Genomic DNA, 26627 nt, shown 5'->3' on the forward strand with positions numbered 1-26627 from the left:
CGTGGATGCGCTCGCCAGTCTGCTCGAAGGTCCCCGTGCCCGTGGCGCGTTCCTGATGTGTTCGATGCTCGCCCCGCCCTGGTCGCTGCACATCCAGGACGAGGCGCCGCTCACCGTGGTGTCGATGGTGCGCGGTGGCGCCTGGATCATGCTGGGGGAGAACCCGCCCCGGCAGCTGTGCGTGGGCGATATCGCGATCTTCCGCGGCCCCGACCACTACACGATCGCCGACGACCCGGGCACCGCGCCGCGGATCTATATCCATCCCGGCAACATCGCCAAGACCGCCGACGGCGAAATACTCTGCGAGACATTGAGTCTCGGCGTGCGCCAGTGGGGCACCGACGCCGATGGCGCGACCATGATGATCACCGGTACCTACGAGTCCGCGGGCGCGGCGAGTCAGCGCCTGCTGCGCGCGCTGCCGCCGGTCATCGTGTTGCAGCGCGGCGATTTCGACACCCGGTTGCTCGACATTCTGGTCGACGAGGCGGTCAAGGACGAACCCGCGCAGGGTGTCGTGCTCGACCGGCTGCTCGACATGGTGCTGATCGCCGCCCTGCGCTCCTGGTTCGCCCGCAACGACGCGCCCGCCTGGTATCACGCCTACAGCGATCCGCTTGTCGGCAAGGCCCTGCGGCTGCTGCAGCACAATCCGGCGCACGGCTGGACGGTCGCGGGCCTGGCCGCGGCGGTCGGGGTGTCCAGGGCCGCGCTCGCCCGCCGCTTCACCGATCTGGTCGGCGAGCCGCCGATGTCGTTCCTCACCGAGTGGCGGCTCTCGCTGGCCGCGGACCTGCTCGCCGAGTCCGACGCCACCATCGAGGCCATCGCCCGCCAGGTCGGTTACGGCAGCGCGTTCGCGCTCAGCGCCGCGTTCAAACGCCACTTCGGCGTCAGCCCGCGTGACCACCGGCAGGGCGCCAACCCGGCTGAGCTAGTGTCGGCCGGGTGACGCAGCAGCAGTATCCGGTGCTCTGGCCGATGCCGACCCGGTGGGCGGACAACGACCACTACGGGCACGTGAACAACGTGACCTACTACTCGTATTTCGACACCGCGGTCAACGCGTGGCTGATGCACGCCACCGGCACCGACATCCGCGAGCTGCCCGCGCTCGGCGTCGTCGCGCAGACCTCGTGCCAGTACGTCGGCTCGCTCAGCTTTCCCGACCAACTCCAGGTCGGCCTGCGCGTCTCCCGCCTCGGTCGCTCCAGCATCACCTACGAACTCGCGATCTTCCGCGAAGCCGACAGCGATCTGGAGCTCGCCGCCACCGGCACCTTCGTGCACGTCTACGTGGACGCCGAAACCCGCAAGCCGGTCGAGATCCCGGCCGTCATTCGCACCGCCGCAACCCAACTGACCACCTGAGGCGCGTCCGGCGTGCGATAGCCGATGCGGCTACCCGTTTTTCAGTGCGGCCTGGAAGCGGCGCATGCCGTCGAGCCAGCGGTCGTAGTCGGAGCCCTTGTAGCGGTACATCTTCAGGACCTCGGGGTGCGGCAGGATCAGGAAGTGTTCGGCGTCGAGGGCGGCGAGCACGACCTCGGCCACCTCGTCGGGGGACAGGACCGCACCCGCGGTGGTCACCGCCTTCACCGCGAGTTCGGCGTCCGCGGCGAATTGCTCGGGGACCAGGCCGTGGTGCAGGAGCTGGGTGTCGACCCCCATCGGGCACAGGCAGCTGACCCGAATCCCCTTGTCGCCGTAGGTGACCGACAGCCATTCGGCGAAGCCGACCGCGGCGTGTTTGGAGACCGCGTACGGCGCGGAGCCCAGCTGGGTCAGCAGGCCCGCCGCCGACGCCGTGGACACGAAGTATCCGCCACCGCGCGAAGACCATTCGGGAACCAGCAGCCGTGCGGCCCTGACGTGCGCGAGCACGTTGACCTCGAGCGCGGCCGTCCATTGCGCGTCGGTGCTGTCCAGCCCGCCGCCACCGCCGATCCCCGCGTTCGCGAAATACAGGTCCACCGGGCCGAATTCAGTGGCGGCGCGGTCGATGAGCGCGCGGATCACCTGCTCGTCGGTCACGTCGCCGGGGACCGCGACGGCCGCCGGACCGAGCGATTCGGCGACGGCGCCCACGCCGTCGGCATCGAGGTCGGCGAGCACCACCTGTGCTCCGGCGGCGACCAGCGCTTTCGCCAGCGCCGCGCCGATGCCGGCGCCCGCCCCCGTGACGATGGCAACCTTGCCTGAAATCTCCATCTCCGCACCTTAATCAACAGCGGTGCGGGTAGCACGGTGCGGACGGTTCAGTTAGCGCCGGCCAGCCGGTCCAGCAGGGGTGCGGTGCGCGGGCCGACCAGCTCGCGCATCACCAACGCCATATTGGTGCGCTCCACGCCGGGAATCTTCAATATCTGCCCGGCGATTCGATACAGATCGTCGGCGTCCTTCGCGACGACTCGCACGGTCAGGTCGGTGAGTCCGGTCATGCCGCACACCTCGGTGACCTCGGGCACCTCGGCGAGTTCCATGACCACCGAATCCAATTGGTGCTGATCGACCACCACCGCGACGAACGCCGACAGCGGATAACCGAGCGCGCGCGGTTGCACCCGGCGCTCGAAACTGCCGAGCACCCCACCCGCCTCCCAGCGGGACAACCGCGCCTGCACGGTGTTGCGGGACAACCCCAACCGGGCCGCCAGCTCCACACCCGTGGCCCTCGGGTTGGCGACCAGCTCCAGCAACAACCTGGCATCGGTCGCGTCCAGGGTCACCTCGGCCGTTTCTCTGGTCATGCAACGAAGTATGGCACCACTGTTGGTCCCCAGTGCTCGATGACCCGGCATTTGTCCAGGCCAGGGGCCACTTTACGGGCGCGCTCAGGCGCGGTCGTGCAGCGTGATCCGGTAGCCGTCGGGGTCGGCGAAGGTGAAGGTGCGGCCGAAGGGGCCGTCGATCGGTGCGGTGACGATGGCGTGTCCGTCGGCGACGAGCGCGTCGTGAATGGCCTGAACGTCGGTGGCGTGCAGCCAGATCGCGGCCCCGAAGCCGGGCTGTGCGACGGAGGTGAGATCGGTGCCGGGCACGATCTCGCGCAGCGCGAACGCGATCGGCTTCGTGTCGAAGACGACGGCGTGCGGCGGGCCGGTCCGCGCGCGGACGAGGCCCAGATACTGCTCGTAGAACGCCTGTGCGGCGCTGAGGTCGCGTGTTTGCAGCGAGACGAAGTCGGGTCCGGTGACGGGCATGGTCGTTCTCCTTCTTGTGTGTCAGATTTCTGACATGAACTACGGTATGTCAGGATACTGACATGGGTCAAGACGGGGTCGACCTGGCGACATCGCTGGGGTACCTGCTGAAGGAAGCGTCGAGCGCGCTGCGCGTAGCGATGGAGGAGGTGTTGCGACCGCTCGGGATGAACGTGACGCACTACTCCTGCCTCGAACTGCTGGCGCAGCGCCCTGGCCTGTCGAACTCCGAGCTCGCGCGGGGCGCGTTCGTGACCAGGCAGACGATGAACGTGCTACTCCAGGCGCTGGAACGGGACGGCTACGTGACCAGGCCCGCGGCCGCCCCCGTGGGAAAAGTGCTGCCCACGCGACTCACCCCGCGCGGCCGCCGAAGCCTGGGTCAGGCCACCGTCGCGGTCCGCTCCGTCGAGCGCAGAATGCTCGCCGACCTGAGCGTGGATGAGCAAGCCGCCGCGTCCCGAATCCTGCGCAGCATGATCCATTCCCTGCGCGACAGCGGCGACGACTGACGCGTTGTCGGCCCCGTCCGTGCCGCACTAGCTATCTGGATCGCATTGGGGCGCAAGGTGTTTGAAACCTTCCGACCGTGGTCGCATGAATTATGTTGAAAGTGTGGAGATTTCGTGTCGACCAGGGCGGTCGGCGGTCGGCGACGGGTAGGTTGCGGGGCAAAGGTCTGAGTTCTCGCCGCGAGCGGCGGAACTGTCTCGGTAGGCGCCGAAGTTGTCTCGCCAGCCCGCGATCGACGAATTCCTGCCGTCCTCGACGGACGGGTTCGACCTCGTGAAACTGCACAGAAGCCGTTCTGGCGCGCGGTCGACCCGGTCCTGGCCGCGGTCGCGGCCCTCGGTTTCGCCCTCGTCCTGCGCCTCGTCTGGCGCGCGCGGACCCTGCCGGATCGGCATCTGTGCTGGTAGCACGCGGTGTCTTGGCATTCGACGCAGTATGACAGCAGCGTACCGGTCGGAATTGAGCATTCTGCGCATTCGCGTGTCGCTCACTTGCGCACATCGCATTCTCGTGGATGCTGTGAGGTAGAGCACATGCGCACCCGTGAGGAGGCGGACACCGATGTCAGAGAAGATCGACTTTCCGGTCCAATTGGTCCAGCCCGACGGCCGTCGCGTGCTAGCTCGAGAACACGCCGCGTTGATCGCCGACATCGGGCCCGATCAACTGCGGAACCTATACGAGGACATGGTCGTCACGCGGCGGATCGACACCGAGGCCACGGCTTTGCAGCGGCAGGGGCAGCTGGGTCTCTGGGCGCCGCTGCTCGGTCAGGAGGCCACCCAGGTCGGTTCGGCGCACGCGCTGCACCCCGACGACTACGTGTTCTGTAGCTATCGCGAGGCCGCCGTCGCCTACTGCCGCGGCGTGCATCCCACCGAGATCACCAGGATGTGGCGCGGTGTCGCGCACTCGTGCTGGGATCCGAGCGCGGTCAACATGACCAACCCGAACATCATCGTCGGATCGCAGGGGCTGCACGCGACGGGCTACGCGTACGCCGCTCATCTGGAAGGCGCGGAGATCGCGACAATCGCCTACTTCGGTGACGGCGCGAGCAGTCAGGGCGATATCGCCGAGGCGCTCGGTTTCGCGGCGAGCTGGAGCGCGCCGGTGGTGTTCCTCTGCCAGAACAACCACTGGGCGATCAGCGAACCGGTGCGGGTGCAGAGCCAGACCCCGATCGTGCGCCGCGCCTACGGTTACGGCATCCCCGGCGTGCAGGTCGACGGCAACGACGTGCTCGCGGTGCTCGCCGTGACCAGGCAGGCGATCGCGCGGGCGCGCAGCGGCGGTGGTCCCTCGTTCATCGAGGCGCTCACCTACCGGATGGGCCCGCACACCACCGCCGACGACCCCACCCGCTACCGCTCGTCGGCCGAGACCGAGGAGTGGGCGCGCCGCGATCCGATCGATCGGCTGCGGCGGCTGCTGGAGCGGGAGTCGTTGTTCGACAACGAATTCCAGCGCCGCGTCGCCGAGCACGCCGACGAGGTGGCTCGGCAGGTGCGCACCTCGACCATCGACATGCCCGATCCGGCCCCGATCGACCTGTTCGATCACGTCTACGCCTCCCCGCATGCGCTCATCACCGAAGAGCGACGGGAATACGCGGAGTATCTGGCTGGCGATCCCAGCGATGCGGCCGCGCGACCGGAAGGAGTCCCTTCATGATCACAACTTTCGCCGGCGCATTGAACACCGGATTGCGGCGCGCACTGGAGGACGACCCCAAGGTACTGCTCATGGGCGAGGACATCGGGCGCCTCGGTGGTGTGTTCCGGGTGACCGACGCGTTGCAGAAGGACTTCGGCAACAATCGGGTCATAGACACGCCGCTGGCCGAATCCGGTATCGTCGGCACGGCTTTCGGCATGGCGCTGCGCGGCTTCCGGCCGGTGTGCGAGATCCAGTTCGACGGATTCGTCTACCCCGCCTTCGACCAGATCGTCTCGCATGTGGCGAAGATCCACTACCGGACCCAGGGAAAGGTCATCGCGCCCATCACGATTCGCATTCCGTTCGGTGGCGGGATCGGTTCGGTGGAGCATCATTCGGAATCGCCGGAAGCCTATTTCGCGCACACCGCCGGGTTGCGCGTGATGAGTCCGAGCAATCCCGCCGACGCGTATCTGATGATCCGCCAGGCGATCGCGCTGGACGACCCGGTGATCTTCTTCGAGCCCAAGCGGCGCTACTGGGACAAGGCCGACGTCGATTTCCTCGCGCTGGATCGGGACGGCGATCTGCCGCTGGAGCGCGCCAGGGTCTGCACCGTGGGCGGTGACGCCACCGTCGTCGCCTACGGCGGCACCGTCGCCACCGCCCTGACCGCCGCGAAAATCGCTGCCGAGGAAGGGCATTCGCTCGAAGTGATCGACCTGCGCAGTCTCTCGCCGATCGATTTCGACACCATCGAGCAGTCGGTGGCCAAGACCGGCAGGCTCGTCATCACGCACGAGGCGCCGGTGTTCGCCGGCCTCGGCGCCGAGATCGCGGCGCGGATCACCGAGCGGTGCTTCTATCACCTGGAGGCGCCGGTGCTGCGGGTCGGCGGATTCGATATCCCGTATCCCCCGGCTAAGCTCGAGAAGTTCCATCTCCCCGATCCCGACCGCATTCTCGCCGCGGTGGATCGAACGCTCGCCGCTTGACGCCGGTACGCCGCAGTGAGAGGTGCCCACGTGGAAGATCGTGCCAACGAGCCCGGCCCGGGGAACGTCCTGGAATTCCGCCTCCCCGATCTCGGGGAGGGACTCGCCGACGCCGAACTGGTGTCCTGGTCGGTCGGGGTCGGCGACGAGGTGGAACTCAACCAGACGATCGCCGAGGTGGAGACGGCGAAGGCGGTGGTGGCGCTGCCTTCGCCGTTCGCCGGACGGGTGGTCGAATTGCTCGCGGAACCGGGCCAGACCGTGCCGGTCGGTGCGCCGCTGATCCGCATCGGCAGCGATCAGGCGCCCGCGCAACCGCCGCAGGACAGCGCGGCGGGCGAGACGAACGGCAACGGTCGCACCGCGGTGCTCGTCGGCTACGGGCCGGAAGGGGAAGCTGTGTCCAGGCGGCGCAGGCCCGCCGCCGCGCCGAACCCGCTGCCACCGCAGGGTGGTGATACACCCGAATCGATCCCGGAACAGCCTGCGGCACAGCTGGTTTCATCTGGCGATGCCGACAGTGCGGCGCGGCTGTCCACCGCTCGCGCCGCCGCGACGCCCGCGGCGCGGCGCCTGGCCCGCGAACTCGGCATCGATCTGTGGTTCGTCGCGGGCTCCGGCCCCGGTGGTGCCGTTACGGTGGACGACGTGCGGGGTGCGGTCCCCGTTTCCCAACCCCGCGCGACCGCGCCCGCCCCGGCCGGGGATACGCACGCCGACCCGAGCAGACCACAGGCGAGGGAGGAGCGGGTGCCGATCACCGGCGTCCGCAAGCGCACCGCGGCGGCGATGCTGGCGAGTGCGCGCACCATTCCGCAGGCCAGTACCTTCGTCACCCTCGATTTCACCGCGTCGATGGAACTGCTCGACCACCTGCGCAGCACGAAACCCTTCGCCGGGCTCACCCTCACCCCGCTCGCGCTGGTGGCGAAGTCCGCGCTCGCCGCGCTCGTCGAGTTCCCCGGCATCAATACGTTTTGGGACGAACAGAATCAGGAGATCGTCACCAAGCACTACGTGAATCTCGGCATCGCGGTGGCCACCGACCGCGGCCTGCTGGTACCGAACGTCAAAGAAGCGCAGTCGCTGAGCCTGCGCGATCTGACCAGGGAGATCGGCTGGCTGGCCGAGACCGCCCGCTCCGGCGGCGCGAGCCCCACCGACCTGCGCGGCGGCACCTTCACCATTACCAATGTCGGCGTCTTCGGTGTCGACACCGGTGTGCCGCTGGTGAATCCAGGTGAGGCGGCGATCCTGTGCCTCGGCTCGATCCGCAAGCGCCCGTGGGTGTTCCGCGACGAGCTCGCCGTCCGCTGGGTCACCACGCTGGGCATCAGCTTCGATCACCGCATGATCGACGGCGAACTCGCCTCCCGGTTCCTGTCGACGACCGCCTCGCTGCTGGAGGACCCGCTGACGCTGCTGAGCCGCATCTGAGGTGCTCGCCGGGGAACTCGGAATGTCACCTGGGGGAAACATTGCCGGGGGTTTGCCGTAAAGAACGGCGACTAGTTGTTTACCCATGGGAGAGGCAGCGCATTCCGTCGACAGCCGGTTGCCGTTCGGTCGGCAGCTGACCTTCGGCATCCAGCATGTTCTGATCATGTACACCGGGTGCATCACGGTGCCGCTGGTGTTCGGGGCGGCGGTGGGGCTGGACCGGAGCACGGTCGGGCTGCTGATCAGCGCGGACCTGCTCATCGCCGGGGTGATCACGCTGGTGCAGAGCCTGGGCATCGGCAGGCTGGCCGGCGCGCGGTTGCCGATCATCTGCGGGGCGACCTTCATCGCGCTGGACCCGATGGTGCTGATCGCCAAGGAGTACGGGATGGCGGCGGTATACGGGTCGATGATGGTCGGCGGTGTGGTCGGAGTGGCGCTGGCCTGGCCGTTCGCCCGGATGGCCAGGTTCTTTCCGCCGCTGGTCTCCGGGACGGTGCTGACCATCGTCGGTGTCTCGCTGATCGGGTCGGCGGGCAGGCTGATCATCGGAAACGATCCGGCGGCGCCATCGTTCGCGACGCCGTCGCATATCGCGCTGGCGGCCGTGGTGGTGGTGCTCGCGGTCGGCTTCATGTGTGTCGCGCACGGGATGTGGTCGCAGCTCGGGGTGCTGTTCGCGCTGGCGGTGGGGATCGTGATCGCGGTGCCGATGGGGCTGGTGGTCACCGACGGCATCGGCGAGGCCGCCTGGGTCGGCCTGCCCGAGCCGTTCCATTTCGGCGCGCCGCAGTTCCCGATCGCGGCCGTGGTGGCGATGAGCATCGTGATGGCGATCGTGTTCGCCGAGTCGACGGCGAGCATGCTGGCGATCAGCGAGATCACCGGAAAGCCGGTCGGCAGGGCCGATCTGGCCCGCGGCCTGATCGGCGACGGACTGTCCGGCGTGCTCGGCGGCGTCTTCACCGCGTTCGTGGACTCGATGTTCAACCAGAACGTCGGCGCCGTCGCGGCGACCAGGGTGCACAGCCGCTACGTGACCGCGACCAGCGGCGCGATCCTGGTGGTGCTCGGGGTGCTGCCGCGCTTCGGTGAGGTCGTCGCGGCGGTGCCGAAACCCGTTGTCGGTGGGGTCGGTCTGGTCCTGTTCGCGACGATCGCCATCGTCGGCATCGATACCCTGCGCAAGGCCGACATCGGCGACCGGGTCAATGCCGTCATCGTCGCCACCTCGCTCGGCGTCGGGTTGCTTCCGGTGCTGGCGAAGGGCATGTTCGACAAGTTCCCGTCCTCGGTGCAGATCCTGCTCGACAGTGGCATCGCGATGGGCGCGGTGACGGTGTTCGCACTGAACCTGCTGTTCAACCACAGCCGGGTCGGGGCATACGCGCGCCGCGACGAACTCGCCGATGCGCCTGTCGCACAGCTGGATCCGCCCACGGTAGCGGCAAGCACCGCACCGGCCTAGATGCTCGGGCCCGCGCCGGAACTCGGCGTCGCGCCCGACTGCTCAGTGCCTGAGCGACAAGACCTTTCGTGCGACCAGACCGGCGAGCAGGGCCCAGAAGGCGGCGCCGATCCCGGCGAAGCCGACGCCGGAGGCGGCGATGAGGAAAGTGAGCACGCCTGCCTCGCGGTGCTTTTCGGAGCCGAGGGCGCCGGTGAGCGCGGCGGCCAGGGTGGTGAGCAGTGCCAGGCCCGCGACCGTTTCCAGGACACCCGCGGGGGCGGTGGCGATGAACGTGACCACGGCCGCCGAGGCGAGCGTGATGCCCAGGTACACGGTGCCCGCGGTGAAGGTGGCGAGCCAGCGCTTCTTCGGATCGGGGTGCGCGGTGGGCGCGGCGGACAGCGCCGCGCTGATCGCGGCCAGGTTGATGGCGTGGCCGCCCGCGGGTGCGCCGATGATCGTGCCGAGGCCGGTCACGGTCATCGCCGCCCGCCAGGGGATCAGGTAGCCGAACGACTTCATCACGGCGGTGCCGGGAATGTTCTGCGAGGCCATGGTGACGATGTAGAGCGGTATCGCGACGCCGATGATCGCCTGCCAATTCCAGTGCGGGACAGTCAATTCCACTGTCGGAACCATGGCGGCGAGATCGAGCCCGCGGTGCTGGACCAGAATGCTGATGCCGGAGCCGATCGCCGCGGTGCCGAATGCCGCGATCACCGCCCAGCGCTTGGCGAAGCGTTGCAGGATCAGCCAGACCAGGATCACCGGCACCACCACCGCCGGGCTGGTCTGCACCGCCTTGACCGGCGCCAGGCACAGCGGCAGCAGCACGCCCGCCAGCATGGCCTGGGCGATCTCGACCGGAATCGCGGCGACCAGGTTGCCGAGCCGCTGCCACAGACCGGTGATCACGATCAACACCCCGGTGAGCACGAACGCCCCGACCGCGGCGGGCCAGCCGCCTGCCACCGCGCCCGTGCTCGCGAGCAGCGCGGCACCGGGGGTTGACCAGGCCAGCGTGATCGGCATCCGATACCGGAAGCTGAGCAGCATCATGCCGATCGCGGGGGTCAGGCACACCGCGAGCAGCCCGGACGCCGCCTGCGCCGGACTCGCGCCCGCGGCGCCGAGTCCGCTCAGCACCACCGCGAACGAACTGGTGAAGCCCACCAGCGCGGTGACGGCACCGGCGCCTAGCGGCTGTCCGAGTCCGACGGCGGCGGGCGGTGGCGCGTACTCCTCGGCGGGTGCCGCGGGCGCCGAGGAAAGGTTCGACATTGTGGCGATCCTGCCGGTAACTGGACTGCCGGTCACGGGCCAGTGCGGGGAAACTGGCCTGAATTCGGTGCGGGTGGGTACGGGTGTGGGTGTACCGGGTCGCGGTGCCTTACCGATGAGTAGTGCTGGGGTGCAGACACATTGCCCTGCTCAGATGCGTAATGTTGAAGGTATTCGGTGCGCGAAGGTGCGATTTCTGAACGAGGAGCTGGGTTGAGCGCGGTACTGATCTCGCCGGAGGAGCTTCGAGAAGCCTTGTCGGACAGGCAGGTTCGCCTGCTCGACGTGCGATGGGCGCTAGGCGACCCGGACGGCCCGCAGCATTACCTCGCCGGCCACATCCCCGGCGCGGTGTTCGTCGACATGGAAACCGAGCTGGCCGCGCCGCCCTCGCCCGCGCGCGGCAGACACCCGCTTCCCGATATCGCGCAACTGGAGAAGTGCGCGCGCAGCTGGGGCATTCGCCAGGGCGACGCGGTGGTCGTCTACGACGCGACCGGCGGCATGGCCGCGGCGCGGGCCTGGTGGCTGCTGCGCTGGGCAGGCATCGCCGACGTGCGCATTCTCGACGGCGGGCTGCCCGGATGGATGCGCGCGGACGGCGCGCTGGCCACCGGCACCGAGCCCGATCCCGAACCCGGCGATGTCGAGCTGACCCCGGGGCATCTGCCGGTGATCGACGCCGACGCGGCCGCCCGCTGGCGCGGCCATCTGCTGGATGCCCGTGCGGGCGAGCGCTATCGCGGTGAGGTGGAGCCGATCGACCCGCGCGCGGGCCACATTCCCGGCGCCGTCAGCGCGCCGACCGTCGAGAACCTGGACGCCAGCGGCCGCTTCCGTGCCGCGGCCGAATTACGCGACCGTTTCGCGGGATTCACCGCCGAGCCGGTCGCGGTGTATTGCGGGTCCGGCGTCACGGCCGCCCATCAGGTCGCGGCGCTGGCCGTCATCGGCATCGAGGCCGCGCTGTACCCGGGCTCCTGGTCGCAGTGGTCCAACGACCCGAAGCGGCCGGTCGCCACCGGAGCCTGAGCGCCGATTCAGCGACAGCCGCGCGCCACCGCGTGCAGGGCCGCGCGGTCGGCGGTGGTCACCGGTAGGTCGTAGCGGGCGGCGACGGTGAGATACCGGCCCGCGTAGAAGCAGTGGTTGGCACGGGCCGGTGGCAGCCACGCGGCCGGTGTCCGGTCGCCCTTGGCCTGGTTGGCGCGGCCGTCGGTGGCCAGCAGGTTGACCTCGAGATCGTTGGCGAAGCGGATCCGCCGCTCGCGCGGCCACCGGGCGGCGCCCAGGTCCCAGGCTGCGGCCAGCGGATACACGTGATCAATCTGCACGTCGTTGGCGTGGGCCTTGGCGAAGGTGAGCTCTTTGCCGGTGTAGGGGTCGTGCAGGATGCCGCCGACCACCACACAACCGCCGGTCCCCAGCCGGACACGCACCTCGACGAGCTGGCGGGCCAGCACGTTGTTTCGGGTGTCGCAGCCGTCGTGCCCGCCGGGGCCGTCGTTGTCGTCGGACCACGCGGTCCCGAACACGCAGCCCTGCCCGGGTCCGCACCCGCGTTCGTAACCCCCGGGATGCGGCCGATGCGGCACCACGCGCACCGCCGTCAGCAGGCGTTCCAGCTCGATTCTGGTCGGGCTACCGGGGGCGGGCGGCACCGCGCCGTCGCCCGGTAGCGCGCAGCCGGTGGCGCACAGCAGCACGAGCAGGCCGAGCAGCCAACGCCGAAGGTCCGCACCCATGACGCCAGATGTACCCGCAGGGACCGACATTCAGCGAACCCGAGGTGCGGCGGTGGTTCAGCGGGCGTCCCTCACAGCCAGGCGCGGGCCAGCAGCTCGTCGTCGGCGAGCTCGCTCGTGCGCGGCGGGAACCGGGTGGCCGAGATCGACTCCGCGTGTACCCCGTCGTGCCCGATCAGCCACGAGCCGCCGCGTTCCTCGCATTCGGCCAGTTTGGCGAAGGTGGCGAGCAGGAAGGTGATGGCCTCGTGCGGGTCGGCCGTGCGGGCCAGGCGCTGCGACTCACCGGGGCGGGACAGGTCGAGCCACACGCCGGACTGGCCGTCCAACCGCATGCCGACGATCTTCTCGGCCTTGATGAAGGTGAATTTGCGCCGCTCCCACGGCGTCGTCGGCGTGAAGCTCTGCTCGAGAACCTGGAGCAGAATCGTCATGGCTGCCTCCGCTTCCGTTGACACCTGACCGCGATTGTTTCTGCGATGACCAGCGGATATTCAAGTATGTTCCGCTGCGGCCCAGAAATCCAGAAAAGCCGGATCACGGCGGCCGTGGCGCTGTCGGACCCACCTGCTTGGATGGGCTGATGCTGCACGGTCTGTGGTCGCCGGGATCCGGGTTGCTGCTCTGGCACGATTCGCCCCTTACCGCGCTGCCCGAACCGCTGGGCAGCGTGTTGAGCGCGGCCAAGTTCCGGCACCGGGCACAGGTGCTGGTGGCGGGGCCCGGCGGCAGCACGACCGAGCAGGTCCGCGCGCACGCGCTCGCGCCGCAGCGCGCGGCCGAGGTGCTGCGGCAGCGGCTGCCCGCCGAGGCGGTGAGCGGTGACCTGCGGTTTCTTGCCCACGTCGCGCATGGGATCGAGCGCTGGGTGCGGGCGGGGCGGATCGTGCCGGAACTGCGCCGCGACGACGGTCAGTGGTGGGTGCGCTGGCGGCTGGTCGGCGGGGAACGGCAGCGCGCCTGGCTGGCCGAGCTGGCCGTCGCGATGCCCGCCGCGCTCCGGGTGGCCGGGCGGCCCAACGCCGTGCTCGACGATCTGGTCGGTGAACTCACCGACCCCATCGCGCGGGCACTCGTCGACCTGCCCGCGCCGACGCACCCGCTGGTGGACGCGCTGGTCCGCGACGTGGCCCTCGACCACGGCAGCTATCAGGTGGCCGAGCTGCTCGAACGATGGCGCGCCACGCTGAGCGGTGACGAACCGGAGCTGGTGCTGCGCCTGCTCGAGCCGGACGGCGAGCTCGGTACCGCCGACGAATCGGTGGCGCTGTGGCGGCTGGAGGTGTGCCTGCGCCTGGACGGGGAGGCGCCGAGTCCGGTTCCGCTGCACAGCGATCCGGCGCTGCTTCGGGTGGCGGGGGAGAAGCTCGGCGAGGCGCAGCGGGCCTATCCGCGACTGCGCGACCTGCCGAGCGATCCGCGTTCGATGGATCTGCTGCTGCCCACCGAGGTGGTCATCGATCTGGTCGAGCACGGTGCGCACGCGTTGCAGGCGGCCGGCGTGCGGCTGCTGCTGCCCCGCGCCTGGAATGTCAGCGCGCCCACGATGCGCCTGCGGGTGGAGAGCGCGGTGCCCGCGGCCGAAAGCACCGTCGGCATGCCGGGCCTGGTGTCCTACCGCTGGGAACTCGCGCTCGGCGACATCGTGCTGACCAAGGCCGAGATGGAGCGGCTGGTCCGTAGCAAGTCCGACCTGGTCCAGTTGCGCGGTGACTGGGTGCAGGCCGACCACAAGATGCTGGCCGCCGCCGCCCGCTACGTCGCCGCGCACGCCGACACCTCCGAGATCACCTTCGCCGATCTGGTCGGCGAGCTCGCGGCGGGCCGGGTGGAGCAGGTCCCGGTCACCGAGGTGAGCGCGACCGGCTGGGCCGCCGACATCCTGGACCGGACCAGGGAGCTCCCGCCGATCGAGCCGCCGGTCGGCCTCAAAGCACAGTTGCGTCCCTACCAGGAGCGTGGGCTCGCCTGGCTGGCGACCATGAGCCGCATGGGTTTCGGCGCGATCCTCGCCGACGACATGGGGCTCGGTAAGACCGTGCAGGTGCTCGCGCTGCTGGTGCACGAGCGCGAGACGGGCGCCCGCGCGACGAACACCGAGTCGGCCGGTCGTTCTCGCGCGGCGCAGCGGCCGGGTGCGACGGTGCTCTCGCTCGATGCCGCGCGGCAGCGCAAGGCCGCCAAGGACAAGGCGAGCGGCGGGGAGCAGGCGCGGAGTTCCGCCACGGCCGCAGGTGCGGCCGTGCGCCCGGATGGCACGCCGGGGCCGACCCTGCTGGTGTGCCCGATGTCGGTGGTCGGGAACTGGCAGCGCGAGACCGAACGATTCGCGCCGGATCTGCGGGTGTGGGTGCATCACGGCGCGGGGCGGCATTCGGGTCCGGAGCTGGACGCGGTGGTCGCCGAGGCCGATCTCGTGATCACGACCTATTCGCTGCTCGCCCGCGATCTCGACGAGTTGAAGCGGCAGGGCTGGGACCGGATCGTGCTCGACGAGGCACAGCACATCAAGAACGCCGGGACCAGGCAGGCCCGCGCCGCCCGTGCCCTGCCCGCGCGACATCGGCTGGCGCTCACCGGAACTCCGGTGGAGAACCGGCTGGAGGAATTGCGCTCGATCATGGATTTCGCGATGCCGAAGATGCTCGGCAGCCCGCAGACCTTCCGTGCCCGCTTCGCCGTGCCCATCGAACGCGAGCGAGACGAGAACGCGATCAGCAGGCTGCGCCTGATCACGCAGCCGTTCGTGCTGCGCCGGGTGAAGACCGACCCCGCCGTGATCACCGATCTGCCGGACAAGATCGAGATGACCGTGCGCGCGAACCTGACTGTCGAGCAGGCCGCGCTGTATCAGGCCGTGGTCGACGACATGCTCGCCAAGATCAAGGACGCGAAAGGCATGGCGCGCAAGGGCGCTGTGCTCGGCGCGCTGACCAGACTCAAGCAGGTGTGCAATCATCCGGCGCACTACCTCGGCGACGGCTCGGCGATCCTGCACCGCGGCGGGCACCGCTCCGGCAAGCTCGCCCTGGTGGAGGACGTGCTGGATGCCGTCCTCGCCGACGGTGAGAAGGCATTGCTGTTCACCCAGTTCCGCGAGTTCGGTGAGCTCATCGCGCCCTATCTGACCGAGCGCTTCGGCACCGAGATCCCGTTCCTGCACGGCGGGGTGCCCAAACAGCGCCGCGACACCATGGTGACCCGCTTCCAGGAGCCGGACGGTCCGTCGCTGATGCTGTTGTCGCTCAAGGCCGGTGGTACCGGGCTGAACCTCACCGCCGCCAATCACGTGGTGCACCTGGATCGTTGGTGGAACCCGGCGGTGGAGAACCAGGCCACCGACCGCGCGTTCCGGATCGGGCAGCAGCGCAATGTCCAGGTGCGCAAGCTGGTCTGCGTCGACACGATCGAGGAGCGGATCGACGAAATGATCAACGGTAAGAAGCAACTCGCCGATCTGGCGATCGGCGCGGGCGAGAACTGGATCACCGAACTCAGCACCGACGACCTGCGCGAACTGTTCACCCTCGGGGCGGAGGCGGTCGGCGAATGAGCACCGACGGCCCCGAGCAGGGGATCTATATCGACTACAGCCAGTTCGGCAAGCGTCGTCCGGTGCGCGGCGGGGCGGCGGCGCGCAGCAGGCGCGGTGGTTTCGGGCGCACCTGGTGGGGCAAGGCTCTGGTCGACGCGGTGGAGCAGATGGCAGAGCCGGGTCGCATGTCCCGCGGCCGGACCTACGCTCGCGCCGGGCAGGTGGTGAGCTATCACATCGAGCCGGGCGCGGTGACCGCCGAGGTGCAGGGCAGCCAGCCGCGGCCGTTCACCGCGGTGTTCACGGTGCGCCCGCTGCGCGAGGAAGAACTCGAGTTGCTGATCGAGACGATCCGCGAGGCGCCGGGCATGCTGGCCGAGATCGCTTCGGGCGCGCTGCCGACCGCGCTGGGCCCGCTGCTGCTGCCGACCACCGCGGCCGACCTGGACTTCAGCTGTAGCTGCCCGGATCCGGGCTGGCCGTGCAAGCACGTGGCCGCGGTCTGCTACCTGCTCGCCGAACGGCTCGACGAGCGGCCGCGGGAGATCCTCACACTGCGCGGGCTGGACCTGGACACGTTGATCGGCGGTATCGAACGTGACCTGCGCGCGGCGGATGACACCGACCCATACGGGGACGACGTCGAACTGCCGCGGCTGCCGAAGGTCGAATTCCGCCCGGCGACCGAGGATCTGGACCCGTTGCTGCTGCGTAAGGCGATGCGGATGACCGCGGCGGAGGAGCCGATCGCCGCGGCGGGACTGCGCGAACTCGCCGCGCTCTACCGGCAGTTGGAAGGCTGAGACCGACGGCACTGAGACCGACGGCACAGGGCATCGGCGCGAAGGCGAGCCGCACCGCGTTTGGTGAGCATCCGGCGTCGGGGCTTTCGGGGCGCCGCCGGACCTTCGGGGCGGGATCGAGTCCGGTGACACAGGGACCGGGACTTCCCGACACCGGATGCCTCCCTCAGTGTGCGCGTCACCCGGCCGCCCGGGTACTGCCCGTAGGTTGCCAGGCCGCTGCCCTTGCACCGAACTTCGGCAGCGCTCATGCCTTTTCGCGGGCCCCGGCCACCAGCACAGCAGCGAAGCACAGTGTCGCGATGATCGACATGACGATCACCGGCTCCGGGAAGTACAGCACCGCGAGCCAGCACAGTCCGCCCGACGCGGCCACGCAGACCCCGTTGAACAGCGACCAGCGGGCGAGCAACGGCGGGGCCGAGCGCACCGCGGCGATCGCCAGCAGCCCGAAAAGCAGTCCGAACCAACCCATCCCGACGCTGTATCCGGTGTTCAGGTCGAACACCGTGAGCTGGCGGCCACCCTCGAACAGCGCGGTGGAGACGTGCCGGGACAGCTCGTTGACCGTCGCTTCGGCGGGCGCGTCCGGGCCTGCGAAGACATGCACCACCAGCAGATGCGCCAGGCCGATCAGGCCGAGCAACGCCGAACCCGCGAAGTGGACCGGGACGGCCCAGCGAGCGGACAGGGTGGACGAGGGTGCCATCGCGGTCATCGCGACCTCCGTAACTCGGGCCGAGCGCTTGTTCCCAGAACGGAACAAAATTTATGTTATAGGCTGAGGATCGTGGCGGGCAAGAGTTCATGGCTGGAATCCGGACTGGAGATCCTCGGCACGGCGGGCCCCGCCGGGCTCACGATCGAGCGGCTGGTCGCGACGACCGGGCTGAGCACCGGCTCGTTCTATCACCATTTCTCGGGCATCACCGGCTACAAGGCGGCCTTGCTGGAGCACTTCGAGCAGGTGCACACCACCCGCTACGTGCGCGAGGTGACCGCCGCCGACGCGCTGGACCCGAGGGCACGTCTGGACCTGCTACTCGATCTCGTGCTGGCCGACGAGGAACCGGCCCGGTTGGACACCGCGGTCCGGTCCTGGGCGATCGAGGACCCCGCCGCGGCCGAGGTGAAAGCCCGGATCGACGCCGCCCGCCTGGGCATTCTGCGAAAGCTGTTGCAGGACAGCGGCTACGCGGAGACCGAAGCCGCGGAGACCGCGCGCATCCTCTATCTGCTCGTGCTCGGCGCGAGCAATATGCTGCCCGCGGTATCGGCGGAGGAGCTCCGGAGGCTGGCCCGGCGGGTCCTGTCATGAGCCCGGTGCGGGACGACCTTGGCGCGGCGGTGCCGATCATCGAGCCGCCGCGGCGGGTCGTGTCCCTGGTGCCCTCGCTGACCGAGGCGGTCGCCCGCACCTGTCCCGAAGTCCTTGTCGCCGCGACGCAGTGGTGCACACATCCGGCCGACCTGGGCGTCGAGCGGGTGCGCGGCACCAAGAACCCCGATGTGCGCCGCATCGTCGAGCTCGCCCCGGATCTAGTGCTGTGCAACATGGAGGAGAACCGGCGCATCGATGTCGAGCGGCTGCGCGCGGCGGGTATTCCGGTGTGGGTCACCAGGATCGAGACCGTGGACGAGGCCCTGGCCTCGTTGCGCCGGCTCTGCGTGGTCGCCCTCGGGGTCGGCCCTCCCGCCTGGCTGCTCGAGGCCGAATCCGTCTGGGCGGCACCGCCGCCCGTGCCGCCGCGCGCCGCGGTGATCCCGATCTGGCGGCACCCGTGGATGGTGGTGGGGCGCGACACGTTCACCGGCGATCTCGCCCGCAGGCTCGGCCTCCGTCTCGTGCACGCCGAGCGCCAGGAACGCTATCCGCGGCTCACCGAGGACGAACTGACCGTCGGCGTCGAACTCGCGGTGCTGCCGGACGAGCCGTACGTCTTCACCGAAACCGATGGCCCCGATGCCTTTCCGAACTGTGCTGTTGCCCTGGTCGATGGCCGCAGCCTCACCTGGTACGGCCCCTCGCTCGCCACAGCGCGGAACACGGTGACCCGCCAACTGTCTCGGGCCGTGCCCGGCGGCGCTCGACCGAATGCGTAGTCGAGGCGGGCCCGGCTACGCCGAGGTCGCGAACCGGTAGTCGGCGAGGTCGAAGTGCCCGCTGCGCCAGGCCGCCTCCACGGTGGTGGACGGGCGCAGCGGCACGTCGCCGTGCTTGTCGAAGTAGTAGCTGTTCGCCACCGCACAGCTGTCCTGCCAGAATACCTGCCCGCCACGGCGGTCCAGCATTTCCTGGAAGAACCGGTCGTTGGCTTCCTTGGTCACCTCGACGACCGTCGCGTTGCCCGCGCGGGCGTGGCGCAGGCAGCGCAGGATGTGCCTGGTCTGGTTCTCGATCAGGGCGAAGTAGGACGATCCGTTGTAGCCGTACGGGCCGATGATCGAGAAGAAGTTCGGAAAACCGGGCACGCTCACGCCCTCGTAGGCCTGCAGCCGATTCTCGTCCCACCATTTCTCCAGATCGAGGCCGCCGATGCCGCGCAGCCGGTAGGTCGGCATGTTGCCCGATTCCATCACCTTGAAACCGGTTGCCAGGACCAGGATGTCGACCGGATATTCGGTACCGGTCGCGGTGCGCACGCCGGTGCCGGTGATCGCCTCGATCGGATCGGTCTCCAGCACCACATTGTCGCGGTTGAACGTGGCCAGGTAGTCGTTCGAGAAGCTCGGCCGCTTGCAGCCCAAAGCGTAACGGGGCGTGAGCTTTTCCCGAGTCACCGGATCTTTGACCTGGCTGCGCAGGTGGGCGAGGCCCGCCCGCTCGCCGATCGCGGCGGTGGGCAGATTCTTGTGATAATGCGCCGCGATGGGGAAGGTGAGCTCGACATAGGTCTGGCTGATCAGCCGGGTCAGCGAGCGGGCGCCCGGCAGCCGCAGCGCCCACTGCACCGGCTTGGGCAGCGGGAGATCGAGCCGGGGCAGGCACCAGATCGGCGTGCGCTGGAACACGACGAGCTGCTCGACCCGCGGCGCGGTCTCCGGAATCACCTGCACCGCCGATGCGCCCGTGCCGATGATCGCGACCCGCTTGCCGCGCAGGTCCTGACGGTGATCCCAGCGCGAGGTGTGCATCGTGACCCCGGCGAAGGTGTCGACACCGGGAATCTCCGGCAGTTTGGGCCTGGTGAGCACGCCCGTGGCGCTGATGACGAAGCGTGCGGTCAGCTCGCCGCCGCTCGCGGTGCGCAGCCGCCAGCGACAACCGTGCTCGTCGAACTCGGCCTCGGTGATGGTGGTGCCGAACCGGATTCGCGGCCGCAGCCCGTATTTGTCCACGCACGATTCGGCGTAGGCCTTCAATTCCCGTCCCGGCGCGTAGGTGCGCGACCAGCCGGCCCGCTGCTCGAACGAGAACTGATAGCTGAACGACGGAATATCGACGGCGATACCGGGATAGGTGTTCCAATGCCAGGTGCCGCCGACGCCGTCGGCCTCGTCGACGATCAAGAAATCGTCGAATCCGGCCTCGCGGAGCTTGATCGCCGCGCCGATGCCGGAGAATCCGGCGCCGACGATGATCACCTCGTGCTCGATCCCGTTGTCGGACATGGCCACCTCCCACGTACCGGCGGCGCACACACCGCCTCGTGTGTTCCGGCGGCCGCGGGCTGGGGGATCGCGCGTAATTGGCCGCACCTGCCACCAATTAGGCGCGCGGTGGGGTACTTTGTCAACGATGAGCCTGCGCGTACCGGCCCGGACCTGGGGTGGGCGCACCGCGGCGGAGCGGAGCGCCGAACGCCGCGCGCGGCTGATCGACGCCGCCATGGCGATCTGGATCGATAGCGGCTGGGCGGCGGTGACGATGCGCGGAGTCTGTCAGCGCACCGCGCTCAACGACCGCTACTTCTACGAGCACTTCGCCGACCGGGACGACCTGCTCGGCGCCGCGTGGGATGCCGTGTGCGCCGAAGTATTCGCCGATCTCGCCGCCGTGGTCGCCGAGCAGGTAGACCGGCCGCCGCTCGTGCTGCTGCGCGCGGCCGTGACCAAAGCGGTGGCACTGCAATCCGACCACCACGGCCGCGCACGCATCCTGCTGGCCGACCACGCCGGCAGCGCCGTGCTCGAGCAGCGCCGCAAGACGATGCTCGGCGACGCGACCGAACTGCTCGTCGCCACGGCGCGGCCCCATCTGGCGCCCGGCGCCGACGAGGTCGAGCTCCGGATGAGCACGCTGGTCTGCATCGGCGGCTTCATCGAGCTGCTCACCGCGTGGCGGACCGGGGCGATGGACATCGACGGCCCGCGCATCATCGAGCACACCTGCGGTATCGGTGCGCTGTTCGCCGGCCGCTATCTGCCGCCGGAGGTCATTTCCGCTGATGCGTAACGGTTTTCGCGAGTCAATCGCCGATCCGGTACACGCGGCGGGCGTGCTCCGGCGATTGTCACACGGCGACGTGCCCCGAAGCTCGGGATCCGACGCCGGTTTCAGACGTTGCGGCGATATTGCCCGCCGACGGTGAAGAAGGCATCGGTGATCTGCTGCAACGTGCAGACGCGGGCGGCGTCCATCAGGACCTCGAAGATGTTGTCGTCGGTGCGGGCAACGGCGTCGAGGCGGGCGAGGGCGGCATGCGCGGCATCGCGGTGCCGGTGCTGGAACTCGCGGACCCGCCGCAGCTGAGACTGCTTCTCCTGCTCGGTACCTCGGGCCAGTTCGATCTCGCGGTGCGGCTCGCCGTGCGGATTGCGGAAGGTGTTCACCCCGATGATCGGCAGCGAGCCGTCGTGCTTGCGGTGCTCGTAGCGGATCGACTCGTCCTGGATCTTGCCGCGCTGATACCCGGTCTCCATCGCGCCGAGCACCCCGCCGCGCTCGCTGATCCGGTCGAACTCGGCGAGCACCGCCTCCTCGACCAGGTCGGTGAGTTCGTCGACGAGAAAGCTGCCCTGCAGCGGGTTCTCGTTCATCGCCACGCCCCACTCGCGGTTGATGATCAGCTGGATGGCCAGTGCCCGGCGCACCGACTCCTCGGTGGGCGTGGTCACCGCCTCGTCGTAGGCGTTGGTGTGCAGGCTGTTGCAGTTGTCGTAGATCGCGATCAACGACTGCAACGTGGTGCGAATGTCGTTGAAGCTCATCTCCTGCGCGTGCAGCGAGCGGCCCGAGGTCTGCACGTGGTATTTGAGCTTCTGGGCGCGCTCGTTGGCGCCGTAGCGGTCGCGCATCGTGATCGCCCAGATCCGCCGGGCGACCCGGCCGATCACCGAGTACTCCGGGTCCATGCCGTTGGAGAAGAAGAACGACAGATTCGGCGCGAAGTCGTCGATCGCCATACCGCGCGCGAGATAGGCCTCCACGTAGGTGAATCCGTTGGCCAGGGTGAAGGCGAGCTGACTGATCGGGTTCGCGCCCGCCTCGGCGATGTGATATCCCGAGATCGACACCGAGTAGAAATTGCGAACATTGTTGCGCACGAACCATTCCTGGATATCGGCCATCATGCGCAGGCTGAACTCGGTGGAGAAGATGCAGGTGTTCTGGCCCTGGTCCTCTTTCAAGATGTCGGCCTGCACGGTGCCGCGGACCGTCGCGAGGGTCGCGGCCCTGATATCCGCGGCTTCCTGTTCGGTCGGCGTGCGCCCCTGCTCGGTCGAGAAGCGTTGCAGTGCCTGATCGATCGCGGTGTTGAGGAAGAACGCCAGGATGGTCGGCGCCGGACCGTTGATCGTCATCGACACCGAGGTGGTCGGCGCGGTCAGGTCGAAGCCGTCGTAGAGCGCCTTCATGTCGTCGAGTGAGGCGATGGAGACCCCGGAGGTGCCGACCTTGCCGTAGATGTCGGGGCGCTCGGCGGGGTCGTGGCCGTACAGCGTGACCGAATCGAACGCGGTGGACAGCCGTTTCGCGTCGGCGTATTCGCTCAGTACCTTGAAGCGGCGGTTGGTGCGGAACGGATCTCCTTCGCCGGCGAACATCCGCGCCGGGTCCTCGTTGTCCCGCTTGAACGGGAAGACGCCCGCGGTGAACGGGAAATGGCCGGGCAGATGCTCCGACCGCAGGAACCGCAGCAGCTCACCGTGGTCGGTGTAACGTGGCAGCGCGACGCGCGGAATGAAGTTGCCGGACAGCGTTTCCCGGCGCAGCGGGGTACGGATCTCGCGGTCGCGGATCTGTACCACCCGTTCCTCGCCCCGATAGGACTCGGCCAGCGCGGGCCACTCGGCCAGCAGCGCCGCGTTGTCCGGCGTCAACTCGGCGCGGGCGGCGGCGGCCAGGTCGGCGACGGCGCGGTCGTCCGGCAGTTCCGCGGCGACCTGCTCCAGGCGCTGTACCCGCTGGGCGGTGACGAGCTGCGCGGTTGTCCGCGCATGGTAGGCGCGCACCGTCTCGGCGATCTCGGCAAGGTAGCGCACCCGTGCGGGCGGAATGATCTGGGCGAAGCGGGTGGAGGTGCGGGTATCGACCTTGGGCAGCACGCCGGGGTCGAGGTGCAGGCCGTGCGCGGTGAGCAGGCCGGTGAGGTGCTGATACAGCGCGGTGACGCCGTCGTCGTTGAAAGTGGCGGCGCTGGTGCCGAATACGGGCATATCCTCCGGTGCCGCGGTGAAGTCCTCCCGGTTGCGGATCAACTGGCGGGACACATCGCGCAGCGCGTCGGCCGCCCCGCGTCGCTCGAACTTGTTGATCGCCACCACATCCGCGAAGTCGAGCATGTCGATCTTCTCCAGCTGGGAGGCGGCGCCGAATTCCGGTGTCATGACATACATGGACACGTCGACCTGTTCGGTGACCGCGGCGTCACCCTGGCCGATCCCCGGTGTCTCCAGGATGATCAGGTCGTAGCCCGCTGCCTTGCAGGCGGTCACGATGAGGTCGATGTGGTCGGGCAGCTCCCGGCCGCCCCGGGTGGCCAGCGAGCGGAAGAAGATGTGGTCGCCGTCGAGGGCGTTCATCCGGATGCGGTCACCGAGCAGCGCACCGCCGCCCCTGCGGCGGGTCGGATCCACCGCGAGGATCGCGACGCGCAGCTTGTCCTGCTGGTCGGTGCGCAGCCTGCGCACCAATTCGTCGGTCAGCGAGGACTTTCCGGAGCCGCCGGTGCCGGTGATGCCGAGCACCGGCACGGTCCGTGCCTCGGCCGCCCGTCGCAGCGCGGCCTGGTCGTGCTCGGGCAGCACGCCCTGTTGCAGACAGGTGATGGCACGGGCCAGTGCCGCGCGTTCACCGGTGAGCACCGCGTCGAGTACCGGCGGTGCGGCGGCGAGGTCGATATCGCAGGCGCGGATCAACTGATTGATCATGCCGGGCAGGCCGAGGCGCTGACCGTCTTCGGGGGAGAAGATGGTGACTCCGGATTCGGCGAGGCGTGTGATTTCGTCCGCGACGATCACGCCGCCGCCACCGCCGAATATGCGAACATGTTCCGCCCCTGCCTTTTTCAGCGCGTCGGCGAGGTATTCGAAATATTCGACGTGGCCGCCCTGATATGAGCTCACCGCGACGCCATGGGCGTCCTCGGTGAGTACCGCGTCGACGACCTCGCGGACCGAGCGATTGTGCCCGAGATGGATCACCTCCGCGCCCTGTGCCTGCAGGATGCGGCGCATGATGTTGATCGCCGCGTCGTGCCCGTCGAACAGGGCCGCTGAGGTCACGAAACGAACGGGATTGATCGGCGTGTGAAGTGCGCTGCTGTCGGCCACGAGTTTCCTCCGCTGCTGCCACTCGGCGCCCGATAATAGGACGTCAAACTAATCCTACGGTGATGCCCATCACAGCGCCAGCGGGAAACGCCCGGTCGATTCGGGAAAGTTCGCCGCTGGGATTCTGCTCACCGTGACCGCAAATGGCGACAACGGCGTTCGGCTCGAGTTCCGATGGGACGCGATGCCCTGAATCAGAAATCCACGCACGAATTTCACCGAAGGACGATCCATGGGACGGAATTCTTATCGGCTCGCCGCCGCGGTAGCCGCCCTCGGCCTGTCGGCGCTCGCCGCACCGTTCGCGCACGCCGAACCCGCGCCCCTGAACGGGCTGTTCTCGCTCGCGCCCGGTGTCTGCTCCGGCGGCGCGGTGACCGGCAGCTTCTTTCGGATGATCCTGCCGACCGGTGACGCGGGCGGCCCGTACCTGGCCAACAGCGATTCGGCGTGCAGCGACCAGACGGTGACCCCGCTGTCCGCGGGTAGTGACGGTGGTCTGATCAGCGGGAGTTACCAGCCGCAACCCGCGGCCGCGTTCGACGGTGCGGGCAACGCGCAATCCGGACGGGTCACCACGCCGGTCCGCTTCTACGGCGTAGATTTCGCCACCGCGACCAACCCGACCGACCCGCAGACCGGCGGCGGCACGGGCACCCCGCAGTTGTTCTCCGATGGTGGTCAGCTCTCGGGCGACCTGAGCAGTCTCGGCGTGACCTGGAACAACCAGGTGTTCAACCAGGGCTCGCCGAAGCCGCGCGGTGGCCTGCCCGGCAAGACGAGTCCGGTGCGCGGCACCATCGACGGCGCGGGCAATTTCGTCATCGAGTGGACTAGTCAGATCGTCGGCGGTCCGTTCAACAACTTCACCGGGCTGTGGCACCTGGCCGGGCAGTACCGCGGCGGCAGTGTGCCGCAGGCCGCGCCCGCGGCCGCACCCCAGGCTCCGGCGCCCGCCGCGCCCGCGGCCGCTCCGGCGGCACCCGCGCCGCCCGCGCCAGGTGCCCCGGCCCCCGCGGCGCCGCCCGCGGCCGATGCCCCCGCGCCGCCCGCCGCCGACACGGTGGCGGTGGCCGACACGCAGGCCGCGCGCACCGATCCGGTGCTGGCCACCAAGACCGTCGAGGTCCCGCGTGACCGGGACACCCCGGCCTGGGTGGTGCCCACGTTGTTCGTCGCCGCGATCGTGGCGACCGCGGTGTTCACCAATGCGGACCGGATCGTCCGTCGGCAACGACAGTGACCGCCGTGTCGGGGCTGCCCGCCTATTCCGAGTTCGTCTCGAACCCGGAGCCCGCACCCCCGCGCCCCAGGAAGCGGTGGCCCTTCGTGGTGCTGGGGGTGCTCGGCGTAGCGCTGGTACTCGCCCCGATCGTCACCGGCATGTTCCCGCGAGCGGTCAAGGGCGAGGCCATGATCGACGCCTTCGAGCCCTACATGACCAGGTCCAGCCTCGACGGCTACCAGCACGATCTGCAGGTGCTCGAGGACGCGCGCACCAATGTCGTGACCTTGCGACAGCGCGGTCAGCAGCCGGGCGACTATGACCGGGTCGAGCAGTTCGTCCGGGACTATCCGCGGATCCGCGCGGAGATGTCCGGGATGATCTCGGCGATCGAGGACAACCGGCAGAACTATGAAAAGCTGTCCGCGGTCATCCCTTTCGGCACGCTGCCGTGGTTGCTCGCGCTGCCAGGCGTGGTTCTGGTCGCGGCAGGGGTTTTCGGGTACCGGCGGGCCGAAGCGGGGGAGCGGGCGCTGGTCTGGCGTTCGCTCGCCGGGCTCGCTGCGCTCGGCCTCATCGCGGTGCCGGTGTTCGGCGGGCTGTTCCCGGCCGCCACGGCGGGGCAGCCGTTGATCGACGACCTGCGCCCGATCCTCACCCATGACGAGGTCCGCGAGTTACAGGGCTATTTCGTCACACTGGTCGCCGCCGACGGCGAGCTCAACAGTCGCTACACCGGCGCGGTCCGCACCGCGCACCCTGACGCGGACCTCACCGGCATCACCACGCTCGAAGCGCGGTGGCAGCCGATGACCTCACGCTTCGCGGCACTGATCGGCGCGCTGAACGACAACGTACGCAACTTCGATGCCGTTGTCGCGCTGAATGATTCGACGCGTCCGTTGGGCTTCGGCGCGTTCCGTGGTCTCGGCTACGGCTATCTCGTGCCGGGAGTGCTCGCGCTCGTCGTCGCGGCCGCGGGTGTGCGGCAGCAGGCGGGTCGGGGCCCGGTTGCCGTGCCGGGAACGTCGAACGCGGCCGCCGCCGAGGCGAAATGAC

24 protein-coding genes are annotated in these 26627 nt (G+C 69.0%); 15 read left to right on the top strand and 9 right to left on the bottom strand.

Translation table 11 applies throughout. The features are described from left to right. Window position 1: 1 nt before the first annotated feature. Window positions 2–955 (top strand): AraC family transcriptional regulator, encoded by a 954-nt coding sequence (locus F5X71_RS05890; RefSeq protein ID WP_167461014.1) that lies wholly within the window; start codon window positions 2–4, stop codon window positions 953–955. 29 nt (window positions 956–984) lie between these two features. Further along, window positions 985–1374, top strand: coding sequence for an acyl-CoA thioesterase (locus F5X71_RS05895; RefSeq protein ID WP_167466251.1), 390 nt, complete (start codon window positions 985–987; stop codon window positions 1372–1374). Window positions 1375–1404: 30 nt separating this feature from the next. Here the strand turns inward: F5X71_RS05895 and F5X71_RS05900 are convergent, their stop codons facing one another. The 3 genes from F5X71_RS05900 to F5X71_RS05910 all read right to left on the bottom strand — a co-directional run bounded on the left by F5X71_RS05900 (window position 1405) and on the right by F5X71_RS05910 (window position 3206). Then, on the bottom strand, window positions 1405–2214 hold the full coding sequence (locus F5X71_RS05900) for an SDR family oxidoreductase (RefSeq protein ID WP_167461015.1): 810 nt from the start codon (window positions 2212–2214) through the stop codon (window positions 1405–1407). A 47-nt stretch (window positions 2215–2261) separates the two neighbouring features. Further along, the gene (locus F5X71_RS05905; RefSeq protein ID WP_167461016.1) at window positions 2262–2753 is read right to left on the bottom strand and encodes an Lrp/AsnC family transcriptional regulator; all 492 of its coding nucleotides are present in this window, start codon (window positions 2751–2753) and stop codon (window positions 2262–2264) included. 84 nt (window positions 2754–2837) lie between these two features. Continuing rightward, window positions 2838–3206 carry a VOC family protein gene (locus F5X71_RS05910; protein WP_167461017.1) on the bottom strand — a complete coding sequence of 123 codons (369 nt, stop codon included), beginning with the start codon at window positions 3204–3206 and terminating at the stop codon, window positions 2838–2840. Window positions 3207–3268: 62 nt separating this feature from the next. Here F5X71_RS05910 and F5X71_RS05915 point away from each other — a divergent pair, with 62 nt between their 5' ends. The 5 genes from F5X71_RS05915 to F5X71_RS05935 all read left to right on the top strand — a co-directional run bounded on the left by F5X71_RS05915 (window position 3269) and on the right by F5X71_RS05935 (window position 9281). Then, window positions 3269–3718: a MarR family winged helix-turn-helix transcriptional regulator gene (locus F5X71_RS05915; protein ID WP_167461018.1), complete on the top strand. Its 450-nt coding sequence runs from the start codon at window positions 3269–3271 to the stop codon at window positions 3716–3718. A gap of 562 nt (window positions 3719–4280) precedes the next feature. Further along, window positions 4281–5393, top strand: a complete 1113-nt coding sequence (gene pdhA, locus F5X71_RS05920) for a pyruvate dehydrogenase (acetyl-transferring) E1 component subunit alpha (protein ID WP_167461019.1) — start codon at window positions 4281–4283, stop codon at window positions 5391–5393. Next, on the top strand, window positions 5390–6373 hold the full coding sequence (locus F5X71_RS05925) for an alpha-ketoacid dehydrogenase subunit beta (protein ID WP_167461020.1): 984 nt from the start codon (window positions 5390–5392) through the stop codon (window positions 6371–6373). The genes pdhA and F5X71_RS05925 overlap by 4 nt, the downstream gene beginning before the upstream one ends. A 30-nt stretch (window positions 6374–6403) precedes the next feature. Further along, entirely contained in the window at window positions 6404–7810 is a 1407-nt protein-coding gene (locus F5X71_RS05930; RefSeq protein WP_167461021.1) for a dihydrolipoamide acetyltransferase family protein, read from the top strand. Window positions 7811–7895: 85 nt separating this feature from the next. Then, complete coding sequence (locus tag F5X71_RS05935; protein WP_167461022.1) at window positions 7896–9281, top strand: uracil-xanthine permease family protein; 1386 nt, start codon at window positions 7896–7898, stop codon at window positions 9279–9281. 42 nt (window positions 9282–9323) lie between these two features. Here F5X71_RS05935 and F5X71_RS05940 read toward each other — a convergent pair whose 3' ends face one another. Further along, window positions 9324–10544, bottom strand: a complete 1221-nt coding sequence (locus F5X71_RS05940) for a benzoate/H(+) symporter BenE family transporter (protein ID WP_167461023.1) — start codon at window positions 10542–10544, stop codon at window positions 9324–9326. A gap of 213 nt (window positions 10545–10757) precedes the next feature. On the opposite strand from F5X71_RS05940, the gene F5X71_RS05945 reads away from it, so the two are divergent. Further along, window positions 10758–11576: a sulfurtransferase gene (locus F5X71_RS05945; protein ID WP_428981454.1), complete on the top strand. Its 819-nt coding sequence runs from the start codon at window positions 10758–10760 to the stop codon at window positions 11574–11576. Window positions 11577–11584: 8 nt separating this feature from the next. Here the strand turns inward: F5X71_RS05945 and F5X71_RS05950 are convergent, their stop codons facing one another. After that, on the bottom strand, window positions 11585–12289 hold the full coding sequence (locus F5X71_RS05950) for an HNH endonuclease family protein (protein WP_167461024.1): 705 nt from the start codon (window positions 12287–12289) through the stop codon (window positions 11585–11587). Between the two features lie 71 nt (window positions 12290–12360). Next, entirely contained in the window at window positions 12361–12723 is a 363-nt protein-coding gene (locus F5X71_RS05955; protein ID WP_167461025.1) for a hypothetical protein, read from the bottom strand. Between the two features lie 149 nt (window positions 12724–12872). Here F5X71_RS05955 and F5X71_RS05960 point away from each other — a divergent pair, with 149 nt between their 5' ends. Together F5X71_RS05960 and F5X71_RS05965 are read left to right on the top strand one after the other, a co-directional pair. Continuing rightward, on the top strand, window positions 12873–15842 hold the full coding sequence (locus F5X71_RS05960; RefSeq protein WP_167461026.1) for a DEAD/DEAH box helicase: 2970 nt from the start codon (window positions 12873–12875) through the stop codon (window positions 15840–15842). After that, window positions 15839–16627 carry an SWIM zinc finger family protein gene (locus tag F5X71_RS05965; RefSeq protein WP_167461027.1) on the top strand — a complete coding sequence of 263 codons (789 nt, stop codon included), beginning with the start codon at window positions 15839–15841 and terminating at the stop codon, window positions 16625–16627. The genes F5X71_RS05960 and F5X71_RS05965 overlap by 4 nt, the downstream gene beginning before the upstream one ends. A gap of 247 nt (window positions 16628–16874) precedes the next feature. On the opposite strand, the gene F5X71_RS05970 is transcribed toward F5X71_RS05965, so the two are convergent. Continuing rightward, window positions 16875–17345 carry an LIC_13387 family protein gene (locus F5X71_RS05970; protein WP_167461028.1) on the bottom strand — a complete coding sequence of 157 codons (471 nt, stop codon included), beginning with the start codon at window positions 17343–17345 and terminating at the stop codon, window positions 16875–16877. 72 nt (window positions 17346–17417) lie between these two features. Here F5X71_RS05970 and F5X71_RS05975 point away from each other — a divergent pair, with 72 nt between their 5' ends. Next, on the top strand, window positions 17418–17945 hold the full coding sequence (locus tag F5X71_RS05975) for a TetR/AcrR family transcriptional regulator (protein ID WP_167461029.1): 528 nt from the start codon (window positions 17418–17420) through the stop codon (window positions 17943–17945). Continuing rightward, the gene (locus F5X71_RS05980) at window positions 17942–18730 is read left to right on the top strand and encodes a helical backbone metal receptor (protein WP_167461030.1); all 789 of its coding nucleotides are present in this window, start codon (window positions 17942–17944) and stop codon (window positions 18728–18730) included. Before F5X71_RS05975 ends, F5X71_RS05980 begins: the two co-directional genes overlap by 4 nt. Before the next feature lie 15 nt (window positions 18731–18745). Here the strand turns inward: F5X71_RS05980 and F5X71_RS05985 are convergent, their stop codons facing one another. Beyond that, window positions 18746–20239 carry a flavin-containing monooxygenase gene (locus F5X71_RS05985; protein ID WP_167461031.1) on the bottom strand — a complete coding sequence of 498 codons (1494 nt, stop codon included), beginning with the start codon at window positions 20237–20239 and terminating at the stop codon, window positions 18746–18748. A gap of 127 nt (window positions 20240–20366) precedes the next feature. On the opposite strand from F5X71_RS05985, the gene F5X71_RS05990 reads away from it, so the two are divergent. Then, window positions 20367–21023, top strand: a complete 657-nt coding sequence (locus tag F5X71_RS05990; protein ID WP_167461032.1) for a TetR/AcrR family transcriptional regulator — start codon at window positions 20367–20369, stop codon at window positions 21021–21023. A gap of 101 nt (window positions 21024–21124) precedes the next feature. Here the strand turns inward: F5X71_RS05990 and icmF are convergent, their stop codons facing one another. Next, window positions 21125–24343, bottom strand: coding sequence for a fused isobutyryl-CoA mutase/GTPase IcmF (gene icmF, locus F5X71_RS05995; RefSeq protein WP_167461033.1), 3219 nt, complete (start codon window positions 24341–24343; stop codon window positions 21125–21127). 232 nt (window positions 24344–24575) lie between these two features. Here icmF and F5X71_RS06000 point away from each other — a divergent pair, with 232 nt between their 5' ends. Together F5X71_RS06000 and F5X71_RS06005 are read left to right on the top strand one after the other, a co-directional pair. After that, window positions 24576–25586 (top strand): hypothetical protein, encoded by a 1011-nt coding sequence (locus F5X71_RS06000; RefSeq protein WP_194250758.1) that lies wholly within the window; start codon window positions 24576–24578, stop codon window positions 25584–25586. Continuing rightward, the gene (locus tag F5X71_RS06005; RefSeq protein ID WP_167461034.1) at window positions 25583–26626 is read left to right on the top strand and encodes a hypothetical protein; all 1044 of its coding nucleotides are present in this window, start codon (window positions 25583–25585) and stop codon (window positions 26624–26626) included. The genes F5X71_RS06000 and F5X71_RS06005 overlap by 4 nt, the downstream gene beginning before the upstream one ends. Window position 26627: the final 1 nt, after the last annotated feature.

It is taken from the genome of Nocardia brasiliensis (assembly GCF_011801125.1).
GTDB lineage: Bacteria > Actinomycetota > Actinomycetes > Mycobacteriales > Mycobacteriaceae > Nocardia > Nocardia brasiliensis_C.

Excerpts from the sequence above, each read along its gene's own strand:
- F5X71_RS05895 (WP_167466251.1), top strand. The coding sequence starts at position 985 with ATGCCGACCCGGTGGGCGGACAACGACCACTACGGGCACGTGAACAAC.
- F5X71_RS05900 (WP_167461015.1), bottom strand. The coding sequence starts at position 2,214 with ATGGAGATTTCAGGCAAGGTTGCCATCGTCACGGGGGCGGGCGCCGGC.
- F5X71_RS05905 (WP_167461016.1), bottom strand. The coding sequence starts at position 2,753 with ATGACCAGAGAAACGGCCGAGGTGACCCTGGACGCGACCGATGCCAGG.
- F5X71_RS05910 (WP_167461017.1), bottom strand. The coding sequence starts at position 3,206 with ATGCCCGTCACCGGACCCGACTTCGTCTCGCTGCAAACACGCGACCTC.
- F5X71_RS05915 (WP_167461018.1), top strand. The coding sequence starts at position 3,269 with ATGGGTCAAGACGGGGTCGACCTGGCGACATCGCTGGGGTACCTGCTG.
- pdhA (WP_167461019.1), top strand. The coding sequence starts at position 4,281 with ATGTCAGAGAAGATCGACTTTCCGGTCCAATTGGTCCAGCCCGACGGC.
- F5X71_RS05925 (WP_167461020.1), top strand. The coding sequence starts at position 5,390 with ATGATCACAACTTTCGCCGGCGCATTGAACACCGGATTGCGGCGCGCA.
- F5X71_RS05935 (WP_167461022.1), top strand. The coding sequence starts at position 7,896 with ATGGGAGAGGCAGCGCATTCCGTCGACAGCCGGTTGCCGTTCGGTCGG.
- F5X71_RS05940 (WP_167461023.1), bottom strand. The coding sequence starts at position 10,544 with ATGTCGAACCTTTCCTCGGCGCCCGCGGCACCCGCCGAGGAGTACGCG.
- F5X71_RS05950 (WP_167461024.1), bottom strand. The coding sequence starts at position 12,289 with ATGGGTGCGGACCTTCGGCGTTGGCTGCTCGGCCTGCTCGTGCTGCTG.
- F5X71_RS05955 (WP_167461025.1), bottom strand. The coding sequence starts at position 12,723 with ATGACGATTCTGCTCCAGGTTCTCGAGCAGAGCTTCACGCCGACGACG.
- F5X71_RS05960 (WP_167461026.1), top strand. The coding sequence starts at position 12,873 with ATGCTGCACGGTCTGTGGTCGCCGGGATCCGGGTTGCTGCTCTGGCAC.
- F5X71_RS05965 (WP_167461027.1), top strand. The coding sequence starts at position 15,839 with ATGAGCACCGACGGCCCCGAGCAGGGGATCTATATCGACTACAGCCAG.
- F5X71_RS05970 (WP_167461028.1), bottom strand. The coding sequence starts at position 17,345 with ATGACCGCGATGGCACCCTCGTCCACCCTGTCCGCTCGCTGGGCCGTC.
- F5X71_RS05980 (WP_167461030.1), top strand. The coding sequence starts at position 17,942 with ATGAGCCCGGTGCGGGACGACCTTGGCGCGGCGGTGCCGATCATCGAG.
- F5X71_RS05985 (WP_167461031.1), bottom strand. The coding sequence starts at position 20,239 with ATGTCCGACAACGGGATCGAGCACGAGGTGATCATCGTCGGCGCCGGA.
- F5X71_RS05990 (WP_167461032.1), top strand. The coding sequence starts at position 20,367 with ATGAGCCTGCGCGTACCGGCCCGGACCTGGGGTGGGCGCACCGCGGCG.
- F5X71_RS06000 (WP_194250758.1), top strand. The coding sequence starts at position 24,576 with ATGGGACGGAATTCTTATCGGCTCGCCGCCGCGGTAGCCGCCCTCGGC.